Raw genomic sequence first — 9,330 nt, 5'->3', positions numbered from 1 at the left:
CGGGCCCATAGCGCGAAGCCGCGGCAGGTGAAATGTTGCAGATAATCCGGTGCAGATGATGTAGATTCGGGATGGACACTGACGGGAAAGGACTTCGGTATGGCCCAGTCTCTCATCGCGCTGATCGCCATGGCTGTTCTCATCGCCATGTCATGGCGGGCCGATGTGCGTCTTCATCGTGAGGCCAGGCTGCCCATGCAGTGGCTTCTGGATGGTTCGGTCATCTGGACGGCGCCGAGACGGGCCGCCCTTGCCTTTACGCCGGTTCTGGCGGCCTGCGTGCTTCTGCTCACGGTCGTCCTGTCCGTGCTGATGACGCCAAGGCCAGGGCAGGAATGGCTGGAAGTCCCGGTGATTCTCTGCGTGGCGCTATTGTTCGTGGGCATTCATGCCCTGCACCTGTTCCTGATCGGAAAGTCACTGCGCGCGGACAAGTGATCTTGCGCGAAAAAGTGACCTGCAGGGCCCGTCCGGGCGCTTTCTGTGCGCTGTGAAGGCCGGAAAGTGGCGGAGACGGTGGGATTCGAACCCACGGTACCCTAATCGAGTACGGTTCCTTAGCAGGGAACTGGTTTCAGCCACTCACCCACGTCTCCGGCTGCGGCTAGGCGCGTCCCTATAGCGATGGCCTTTCAGGGCAGCAAGGGGGGGGAATGCCGATTGTGCGATTTCCTTGAAAGCGGCGGAACAGGGGCCTTCGCGATTCGATCCGCCGCAAAACCGACTCGCTCCGTCGCCCATTCATTGCGGGGTAAGGTGCAGTGCATTCTCTTGAGTGTGCGTCATTTGTCCCGCATCGGGGCAGGCGCGTCCGTCCCGGTTTTCGGGGCAGTCATGATTTTCGGGCCGTACAAGCATAGGGGAGGGCCACATAATGCCAGTCAGCAAACACGATCCGGAGACGGTGCGCCGCCGCGCCGGCCGGTCGCTCGTTGCCCTGGCGGCGGCGCTGCTCGCGGTTGTCGCACCGGCCGGTCCGGCTCTGGCCCAGATTACGACGGTCGATCCCGATGCCGCGATCGATGCCGATCTCAATCCGGCGCCCGCTGCTACCCAGACTCCGGCTCCGGCGCCTTCGGGAGAGCTGCCGTCGCAGCAGCCTGCCGCTCAGGCCACTGGAAACGGCACGCCGATCGAAACCGAAAGCGGGGTTGCGGACTGGAAGGCGGATCAGCTGGGCGCGCCCGCACCGGGTGCCAGTTCGGTTCCCCCCGTCCAGGATACCAGCTCCACCTATCGCGAGGACGACCTGATCGGCGCGGCCGAAGGCGTATTCGGCAAGGGGGCCAAGGGCCTTGCCGATCTCATCAAGGACCTGCTGGCCAAGCAGGGCGAACCCAATGCCTATATCGTCGGCCGCGAAGCCGGCGGCGCGCTGGCAGTGGGCTTGCGCTATGGCTCGGGCACCTTGCACCACAAGGTCGAGGGCGAGCAGCCGGTCTATTGGACCGGCCCTTCGATCGGCTTCGACGCGGGCGCCAATGCCGCCAGCGCTTTCGTGCTGGTGTACAATCTCTACGATAGCGAGGATCTGTTTCACCGCTTCGGCGCGGGCGAAGGGCAGGCCTATCTGGTGGGCGGGTTCACTGTCAGCTACCTGCGCCGCGGCAATATCGTGCTGATCCCGGTGCGCGCGGGGGCCGGTCTGCGGCTGGGCGCGAACATCGGCTACATGAAGTTCTCGCACAAGCAGCGGTGGCTGCCGTTCTGATCCGGGCGAGTACAGTTTCGCGCCTTGTTTGAGCGCGCGAAAGTATCTTGCGCACTCCCCTGTTGCACCCCGTGCCGAGCGGGAGTAAGGCCGCGCCCGCCATGCTTACTGACCTTCAGCAACAGCCCGCCGACGCGCTTCTTGCGCTGATCAAGCTCCACAACGCGGACCCGCGCGCCGACAAGATCGACCTCGGCGTCGGCGTCTACAAGACGGCGGAGGGGGACACCCCGGTGTTCCGCTCGATCAAGGCCGCGGAAAAGAAGCTGGCCGCCGAGCAGGACACCAAGGCCTACCTCGGGCCCGAGGGCGACATGGGCTTCGTCGCGGCGCTGATGCCCTATGTCTTCGGCAAGGACAGCCCCGACATGGGCGGCCGGATCGAAGGGATGCAGACGCCGGGCGGCACTGGCTCGCTGCGTCTCGCGCTCGGCATGGTGAAGCGCGCCGGCTACAAGCGCGTGATCGTCGGCAAGCCGAGCTGGCCGAACCACAACCAGATCTGCGCCGACCTTGGCCTCGGCGTCGTCGAGTTCAACCACGCTGCTGCTGACGGCACCACGGACATGGCTGCCCTGCGCGGCGCCATCGCGGCGGCTGAGGAAGGCGACGCCATCCTGCTGCACGGCTGCTGCCACAACCCGACCGGCATCGACTATTCACACGCCGAGTGGGACGAGATCGCGGGCCTGCTCGCGGCTTCCAAGCTGCTGCCGATCATCGATCTGGCCTATCAGGGCCTTGGCATGGGCATGGAGGAAGACGCTTATGGCCTGCGCCGCGTGCTTGCTGCCGTGCCGGAAGCGCTGATCGCCTATTCGTGCGACAAGAACTTCGGCCTCTACCGGGACCGCGTCGGCGCGCTCTATGCGATGGTCGCCGATCCGGCGGATCTCACCAAGGTCATGTCGAACGGCCACTCGCTGGCCCGCGCCAACTGGTCGCAGCCGCCGGATCACGGTGCCGCCGCTGTCCGTCTGGTGCTGGAAGATGCGGCGCTGACGGCCGACTGGCTCGCCGAGCTTGACGAGATGCGCGACCGTATGCGGCAGGTGCGTGCGAAGCTCGCCGCGGCCGGCAAGACCGGCGGCGTCGACCTCACGCCCATCGGCGGGCAGAACGGCCTGTTCTCGATCATCCCTTTCACCCCGGAGCAGGTGCAGGCGATGCGTTCGCAGCACGGTATCTACTTCGCCGGTTCGGGCCGCATCAACGTGGCCGGCCTGACCATGGGCAATATCGACCAGTTCATCGCCGCCGTCGCGGCCGTGACCGTCTGATGGACCGCCAGCCGGTCCTCGAAGGGGACCGGCTCACGCTCCGGCCCCTCGTCCGCGAAGACTGGGACGCGCTCTACGCCGTCGCCAGCGATCCGCAGATCTGGGCGAAACATCCCTCGCACGACCGCTGGCAGGAGCCGGTGTTCCGCCAGTTCTTCGCCGATGCCTTCACGCGCGGCGGGGCCTTGGCGATCATCGACAAGGCCAGCGGGGAAATCATCGGCTCCAGCCAGTTCGACAAGCCCGAGATCGAAGGCCCCGGCCAGATCGAGATCGGCTGGTCGTTCCTGGCTCGTGCTTATTGGGGCAAGGGCTACAACGCCGAATTCAAGCGGCTGATGCTGGCCCACGCGCTGGCGCACTATCCCGTCGCGATCTTCCAGGTGGGCGAGGACAACGTGATCTCGCGCCGGGCGATGGAGAACATCGGCGGCGTCCTGACCGACCGCACGCGGACGTTCGAACGCGGCGGCGCGATGGTGCGGCATGTGATCTACGAGATCACGCGCGAGGGGTTTGCGGGCGGGCCGCTTTCCGGCTGACCGGTGCCGTACTGCCGAAGCGGCTTGATGACGCACTGTGGACAGTATAGACTAAGTCAAGTGGACTAAGTCCGGGGTTGTCATGGAAACGGTCAACATTCATCAGGCCAAGACGCACTTGTCGCGGCTCCTCGAACGGGTTCTGCATGGCGGCAGCTTCCTGATCGCCAAGGCGGGCAAGCCGGTGGCCAAGATCGTGCCGCTGGATGCGGGAGAGCCCGGCAGGAAGGCCAAGCGCCTGGGGTTCATGCAGGGGGAGCTCAAGGTGCCCGCCGATTTCGATCGCATGGGCGCGGATGAGATCGGCGCGTTGTTTGACGGCCGTCCGTGAAGCTGCTGCTGGATACCCATGTGCTCCTCTGGGCGGCGGGCTTTCCGGAGCGGCTGTCGCCGGCGGCGCGGGACCTGCTGGAAGACCTGAACAACGAACTGGTCTTCAGCGCGGCCAGCATGTGGGAAATTGCGATCAAGAGCGCTTTGGGGCGTGAGGATTTCTCCGCCAATGCCCGGCTGATCCGGCGCGGTCTGCTGGATAACGGCTACGCCGAACTGGCGATCGCGAGCGAACATGCGGTTGAGATCGACGTGCTTCCCGCGATCCACAAGGATCCCTTCGACCGGCTGCTGATTGCGCAGGCTATGGTCGAGGGCATCACACTGGTGACGGCGGACGAGATTGTGGCGCAATATCCGGGGCCGATCCGGCGGATTTGAGGCTTTGGCAAGCTCGGGGTGAACAAGCTGCGATCAGCCATCTATCCGGATAAACTCACTTGCGAATTTGGTATTGTAGGCGTGAAATTCACCTTCTGGGGTGATGACGAGTTCAGTTATATTTACGCGCTGAAATTCGTCTTCGGATGCCGGATTATTGATCCTGAGGCTTACAGTGAGGGCGCCATCTTCATAACTAACGAGCTTATAGTCATATTCGACAGTTTGGCCGAAGCAGGTAATCTCACCGCCGTTGATGATCAGCTTTGACGAGGGATCATTTGTATCACTCCAGCTTCCCTGCATTGGGCTTGGAAGTGGTGTGTCGCGCTCAAGCCGCTCCATTGCCTCACCCCCGCAGCGATTGCATCCGCTGCAGATACCGCGCCAGCACGTCGATCTCCAGGTTCACGCCGTCCCCTGCCTTCAACGCCCCGATAGTGGTCACTTCGGCCGTATGCGGGATGATGTTGAGCGTGAAGTGGCAGGTGCCATCCGGCTGATCGGACACTTCGTTCACGGTGAGGGACACGCCATCGACCGTGATCGAGCCCTTGGGGGCGAGGTAGGGTGCCAGTTCCTTCGGCGCGGCGATCACGAACTTTTTCGAATCGCCTTCCGGGGTCACGCTCGCCACGGTGCCGGTGCCGTCGACATGGCCGGTGACGATGTGGCCGCCCAGTTCGTCGCCCAGTTTCAGCGCGGGTTCGAGGTTGAGCTGAGTTCCCACCTGCCAGCGTCCAGGAACGGTGCGGGCGACCGATTCGCCCGAGATGTTCACGGCGAACCACGCATCTCCGGGCGCGCCGCCCTTTTCGACGACGGTCAGGCACACGCCCGAACAGGCGATCGAGGCGCCGATGGCGATGCCGGCGGGGTCGAAGGGGCAGGCGATGACGGCGCGCAGGTCCCCGTCCTGGCGGGCTTCGCGGATCGTGCCGATGGCAGTGATTATTCCGGTGAACATAAGCGGGCCTCGTAAACTTCCAGAGTGTCGCTGCCAAGCTGCCGCCGTTCGCGCAGGTGCCATTTTCCGTGGGCGCCGGCGAGCGAGGCCAGCCCGAAGTCGCCCAGCGCCGGACGGCCGCCGACCAGGATCGGCGCGCGGTAGATCAGCAGGCGGTCGACCAGACCGGCGGCAAGAAAGGCGGTAGCCGTAACCGCGCCTCCTTCGACGAAGAGGTACTGCACGCCTTCCATTGCCGAAATCGCCGAGGGCGAGGGCAGGGCGCGCCAGCCTTCGGGCGCTTCGCCGCGAGTCAGCACCCAGCGCTCGGGGCTGCGTTGGCCAAGGCCCGGCAGGCGCACGTCGAGGCGGGGATTGTCGGCGCGCAGGGTGCTGCCGCCGACGAGGATCGCGTCGGCCTTGGCGCGCATGGCATGGGTGTGGGCGCGGGCTTCCGGCCCGGTGATCCACTGGCTTTCCCCGCTGGCCATGGCAATGCAGCCGTCGAGCGAGAGGGCGAGCTTGAGCGTGACTTCGGGGCGGCCGAGGTGCTTCGTGGCGAGATAGCCCGAAAGGCTGGCCTCGCACGCGGCCGATGGAACGTATTCGACTGCGATCCCGGCTTCGCGGATGCGCGCCATGCCGCTGCCCGCCGTGCGCGGGTCCGGGTCCATGCAGCCGATAACGACGCGCGCCACGCCCGAGGCACAGACCAGATCGGCGCAGGCCGGGCCGCGCGCCGACCGGTGCGCACAAGGTTCCAGCGTGACGTAAAGCGTGGCCCCGCGCGCGGCCTCGCCAGCGGCTTCGAGCGCGACCGCCTCGGCATGGGGGCGCCCGCCGGGCAGGGTCCAGCCGCGCGCGATCACGCGGCCCTGCTTTACCAGGATGGCGCCGACGCCCGGATTGGGGCGGCTCAGCGGCCGGGCACGCGCGGCCAGGGCGGCAGCGGCCGCGAGCCAGCGCGCATCCCCGTCCCCCGCCAAGGTCACTGCTGCTGCTGTTCCTGCTGCTGTTTCGCCTTGGCTTCGGCGGCAGCACGGCCGGCGGCGATTTCCGCCTTGGCCTTTTCGTCCGCGGCCTTTGCCTCGGCGGCGCGTTCGACGGCGGCGTCGTGCTCGATCTTGTCGACGTCCATGCCCGAGGCGCGGCCGATGGTGCGATAGATGTCGCGCACTTCGGCGTCACGCTTGGCCTGCTCGGCCAGCCAGGCTTCCTTGCGCTTCTGGTTGGCGAGGTTCTCTTTCATGATCTCCTCGTCGCTGCGGTGCGCGGGCAGGGTGGAGATGTAGATCACCTTGGGCGGCGGATGCGGCGCTTCGCCTTCCTGCTGGGCCATCAGGTAGAACACGCCGAAAGTGCAGGCACCGGCCAGCGCGGCGATGCGCCAGCGGTTATGACCGGCCTGATTCCAGACCAGCCGGAAGTCCGCGATCATCCCGGTAGGGCTGACGTCTTTCCAGTATCCCGAACGCTTCATGAAAACCATCGGCGCTATCTAGGCGCTAATCGGGCTGAACGCTACCCGAATGGCGCGTAGAGCGCGCGGCCGTGCGTGTTGAGCCAGCGGTTGGTTTCATGAACCGAACCTTCGAACAGCTCTTTCAGGCAGTGATGGAAGGCCGGGGAATGGTCGAAATGGACGAGATGCGCCACTTCGTGCGCGACCACCGAGCGGCGCACCATGTCGGGCGCCATGATGAGCCGCCAGTTGATCCGGATCGAGCCATCGGGCGCGCACGATCCCCAGCGCCGCCGCGCGTTTGACAAGGCGATGCGCCGGGCGGGCTGTCCGGCGCGCGCGCAGTATTCGGCAAGGTCCACTGCCAGCACGTCCAGCGCTTCGGCGCGCAGCCAGCGCAGCAGCCGCGTTTCGAGCGAGGACTGGGGTCCCCCGACATGCAGGGCGGTGTCCGTCACTACCGGGCGGCGCGCGGCTTTCGGGTCATGAACCAGTTGCAGGGGGCGGCCCCGGAACGGCAGTTCGGCGCCATGGGCCAGAGTGACGGCGGGGGGCAGCGCCGCGATCTGGCGGGCGAGCCAGTCCTGGCGCGACTGCGCGAAAGCGAGGGCTTCGGCGGTGCGGGTCCAGCGCGGGATCGAGATGCGCACTTCGCTGCCGTCGGGCGCGAGCCGCATGGTCATGCGCCGCGCACGCTCCAGCCGCCGGATCACCACAGGCAGGGCGCGTCCGGCGATCTCCACGGTGGGCTCGGCATGGGGATCGCGGCGCAGCCAGTCGAGCATGGGCCTCAGCTCACATCCCAGGGCTGGGTGACGCCGTCCTCGTCATCGTCTTCGTATTCATCCCCGTCCCCGAGGTCGTCATCGTCATCGCCGTAGGGCCAGACGATGTGGTGTTCGAGCGGCCCGGCGACTGTCTCGCTGATGACCTTGCCGGCCACCGACATCCCGGCGCGGTGCACTTCCTCGCGGTCTCCGCAGACGAGATAGTGCCATTCGGGCAGCGGATCGCCTTCGGCGCGCAGGCGGTAGGCGCAGCTGAGCGGCAGCCAGGCCAGTTCGCCTGCTGTTTCCGGAGTCAGGCGGATGCAGTCGGGCACGAAGCGGCGGCGGTGGGCATAGTCGCTGCAGCGCGCGGTCTTGAGGTCGAGCAGCTTGCAGGCGACATTGGTGTGGTAGATCTCGCCGGTATCGGCGTCCTCCACCTTGTGCAGGCAGCACTGGCCGCACCCGTCGCACAGGGCTTCCCACTCCTCGCGGCTGAGCGAGGCGAGCGGCCGTTCCCAGAACGGTTTGTCTGCGCTCACTGGCTTATTTCACCCATTTCGCCAGTTCGGCCGCAACGGCTTCGGGGCCCTTGTCGGTCGGCAGCATGGCGATCGGCTTGCCGTTGGGGTCCATCAGGTAGCTGATGCGGCTGTGGTCCATCAGGTAGCCGCCGGCGGTATCCGCGCCGCGCTTGTGATAGACGGCAAAGGCATCGGCGGCCTTGTTCACCTGCTCCTGCGTCCCGGTCAGGCCCATCAGGCGCGGGCCGAAAGCGCCGGTCCATTCGCCGATGACTTCGGGCGTGTCGCGCGCGGGGTCGATCGAAATGAAGATCGGCTGCACTTTCGCTGCCAGATCCGGGTGCGCCTTGGTGAAGAGGTTGAAGCCGCGCATCATCGCCTGCACGTCCAGCGGGCAGGCGTCCGGGCAGAAAGTGTAGCCGAAATAGACGATCCGCCATTCGCCCTTGAACTGGTCCCAGGTGACGGTCTTGCCGTTCTTGTCCACCAGCGTGAAGGGGCCGCCGATCGCCGCGCCTTCCAGCGGCGGGCTTTCCGCCTGCGGCTGCTGCTGGCACGCGGCGAGCGGCATGATGACAGGCGCGGCCAGGGCAAGGCCAAACGCGAGTTTTGCAATCCGGGAATATTGGTAGGTCATGGCGCGCCGGTTCATGCTCTGCTAAACGCGGCTATGCAAGGCGCGGCTGGCGGGGCGTCCTGCGATCGAGAAAAGTCCGGAGGAATTTCAAGGTGTCGAAGCGTAAGACCGCAAGCAGGATTTCCCTTTCGCGGGCCATCCTGAAGGCCGCCATTCCCGCATTGGCCATGGGTCTGGTCCTGCCATCGCCCGCATGGGCCGATTTTTCCGATGGGTACAAGTTCCTCGAGTCGGTGAAGAAGAAAGAGGGTGAGAAGGTCGAGCAGGCGATCATGGACTCGGGTTCGATCGTCAACGCGCGCGATGTCTCGACCGGTGAGACGGCGCTGCACATCGTTACCCAGCGGCGCGATCTGACCTGGCTGAGCTACCTCATCGGCAAGGGCGCCAACGTCAATCAGGGCGACGACCATGGGCTCACCCCGCTGCAACTGGCAGTCAATCTGGGCTGGCGCGACGGGGCCGAGTTCCTTGTCGAACATGGCGCCCGCACCGACGTTTCCAACGATGCCGGCGAAACGCCGCTGATTTCCGCGGTGCACCGCAAGGATACGCAGCTCATCAAGGCGCTGCTGGAAGCAGGCGCCGATCCGGACTGGGCGGACAATTCGGGCCGCAGCGCGCGCGACTATGCGAAGCTCGAAGGGGACGGCAACAGTCTCGTAAACACGATCGAGACTTACGCGAAGAAGGGCGCTTCCAAATCTTCCAAGCCGGTCTACGGCCCGGTCTTCTGAGGCAGACGAT

The 9,330-nt window shown here is 65.8% G+C and carries 14 protein-coding genes and 1 tRNA gene; 7 read left to right on the top strand and 8 right to left on the bottom strand.

Annotated features, from left to right (window positions below; all coding sequences use genetic code 11):
- The first annotated feature begins 99 nt into the window (after window positions 1-99).
- Window positions 100-438, top strand: coding sequence for a hypothetical protein (locus tag NN5_RS01845; protein WP_067732353.1), 339 nt, complete (start codon window positions 100-102; stop codon window positions 436-438).
- A gap of 67 nt (window positions 439-505) precedes the next feature.
- On the opposite strand, the gene NN5_RS01840 is transcribed toward NN5_RS01845, so the two are convergent.
- A tRNA-Ser gene (locus NN5_RS01840) sits at window positions 506-596 on the bottom strand.
- A gap of 278 nt (window positions 597-874) precedes the next feature.
- On the opposite strand from NN5_RS01840, the gene NN5_RS01835 reads away from it, so the two are divergent.
- The 5 genes from NN5_RS01835 (at window position 875) to NN5_RS01815 (ending at window position 4,247) form a co-directional block, all read left to right on the top strand.
- Entirely contained in the window at window positions 875-1,711 is an 837-nt protein-coding gene (locus tag NN5_RS01835) for a DUF1134 domain-containing protein (protein WP_067732352.1), read from the top strand.
- A 101-nt stretch (window positions 1,712-1,812) separates the two neighbouring features.
- Window positions 1,813-2,991: an amino acid aminotransferase gene (locus NN5_RS01830; protein WP_067732351.1), complete on the top strand. Its 1,179-nt coding sequence runs from the start codon at window positions 1,813-1,815 to the stop codon at window positions 2,989-2,991.
- A complete protein-coding gene (locus NN5_RS01825; RefSeq protein WP_067732350.1) occupies window positions 2,991-3,533 on the top strand; it encodes a GNAT family N-acetyltransferase in 543 nt (180 codons plus the stop codon). The genes NN5_RS01830 and NN5_RS01825 overlap by 1 nt, the downstream gene beginning before the upstream one ends.
- Before the next feature lie 82 nt (window positions 3,534-3,615).
- Window positions 3,616-3,864, top strand: a complete 249-nt coding sequence (locus tag NN5_RS01820) for a type II toxin-antitoxin system Phd/YefM family antitoxin (protein WP_067732349.1) — start codon at window positions 3,616-3,618, stop codon at window positions 3,862-3,864.
- Window positions 3,861-4,247 (top strand): type II toxin-antitoxin system VapC family toxin, encoded by a 387-nt coding sequence (locus NN5_RS01815; protein WP_067732348.1) that lies wholly within the window; start codon window positions 3,861-3,863, stop codon window positions 4,245-4,247. The genes NN5_RS01820 and NN5_RS01815 overlap by 4 nt, the downstream gene beginning before the upstream one ends.
- A gap of 33 nt (window positions 4,248-4,280) precedes the next feature.
- On the opposite strand, the gene NN5_RS24905 is transcribed toward NN5_RS01815, so the two are convergent.
- From NN5_RS24905 to NN5_RS01780, 7 genes are read right to left on the bottom strand one after another with little or no spacing between them, the layout of a single operon-like run.
- Window positions 4,281-4,592 (bottom strand): hypothetical protein, encoded by a 312-nt coding sequence (locus NN5_RS24905; protein WP_084384671.1) that lies wholly within the window; start codon window positions 4,590-4,592, stop codon window positions 4,281-4,283.
- 4 nt (window positions 4,593-4,596) lie between these two features.
- On the bottom strand, window positions 4,597-5,214 hold the full coding sequence (locus tag NN5_RS01805; RefSeq protein WP_067732346.1) for a riboflavin synthase: 618 nt from the start codon (window positions 5,212-5,214) through the stop codon (window positions 4,597-4,599).
- Window positions 5,199-6,185 carry a bifunctional diaminohydroxyphosphoribosylaminopyrimidine deaminase/5-amino-6-(5-phosphoribosylamino)uracil reductase RibD gene (ribD, locus tag NN5_RS01800; RefSeq protein ID WP_373280316.1) on the bottom strand — a complete coding sequence of 329 codons (987 nt, stop codon included), beginning with the start codon at window positions 6,183-6,185 and terminating at the stop codon, window positions 5,199-5,201. The genes NN5_RS01805 and ribD overlap by 16 nt, the downstream gene beginning before the upstream one ends.
- A complete protein-coding gene (locus NN5_RS01795; RefSeq protein WP_245656136.1) occupies window positions 6,182-6,673 on the bottom strand; it encodes a hypothetical protein in 492 nt (163 codons plus the stop codon). The genes ribD and NN5_RS01795 overlap by 4 nt, the downstream gene beginning before the upstream one ends.
- 41 nt (window positions 6,674-6,714) lie before the next feature.
- Window positions 6,715-7,440, bottom strand: a complete 726-nt coding sequence (locus NN5_RS01790; RefSeq protein WP_067732343.1) for a M48 family metallopeptidase — start codon at window positions 7,438-7,440, stop codon at window positions 6,715-6,717.
- A 5-nt stretch (window positions 7,441-7,445) separates the two neighbouring features.
- Window positions 7,446-7,964, bottom strand: coding sequence for a YcgN family cysteine cluster protein (locus NN5_RS01785; protein ID WP_067732342.1), 519 nt, complete (start codon window positions 7,962-7,964; stop codon window positions 7,446-7,448).
- 4 nt (window positions 7,965-7,968) lie between these two features.
- Window positions 7,969-8,598, bottom strand: coding sequence for an SCO family protein (locus tag NN5_RS01780; protein ID WP_067732341.1), 630 nt, complete (start codon window positions 8,596-8,598; stop codon window positions 7,969-7,971).
- Window positions 8,599-8,675: 77 nt separating this feature from the next.
- On the opposite strand from NN5_RS01780, the gene NN5_RS01775 reads away from it, so the two are divergent.
- Window positions 8,676-9,320 carry an ankyrin repeat domain-containing protein gene (locus NN5_RS01775; protein ID WP_306305097.1) on the top strand — a complete coding sequence of 215 codons (645 nt, stop codon included), beginning with the start codon at window positions 8,676-8,678 and terminating at the stop codon, window positions 9,318-9,320.
- The last annotated feature ends 10 nt before the right edge of the window (window positions 9,321-9,330 follow it).

Origin of the sequence: Novosphingobium naphthalenivorans NBRC 102051 (assembly GCF_001590985.1) — a bacterium.
Classification (GTDB): domain Bacteria; phylum Pseudomonadota; class Alphaproteobacteria; order Sphingomonadales; family Sphingomonadaceae; genus Novosphingobium; species Novosphingobium naphthalenivorans.
This window is presented reverse-complemented; position numbering and strand designations above follow the sequence as displayed.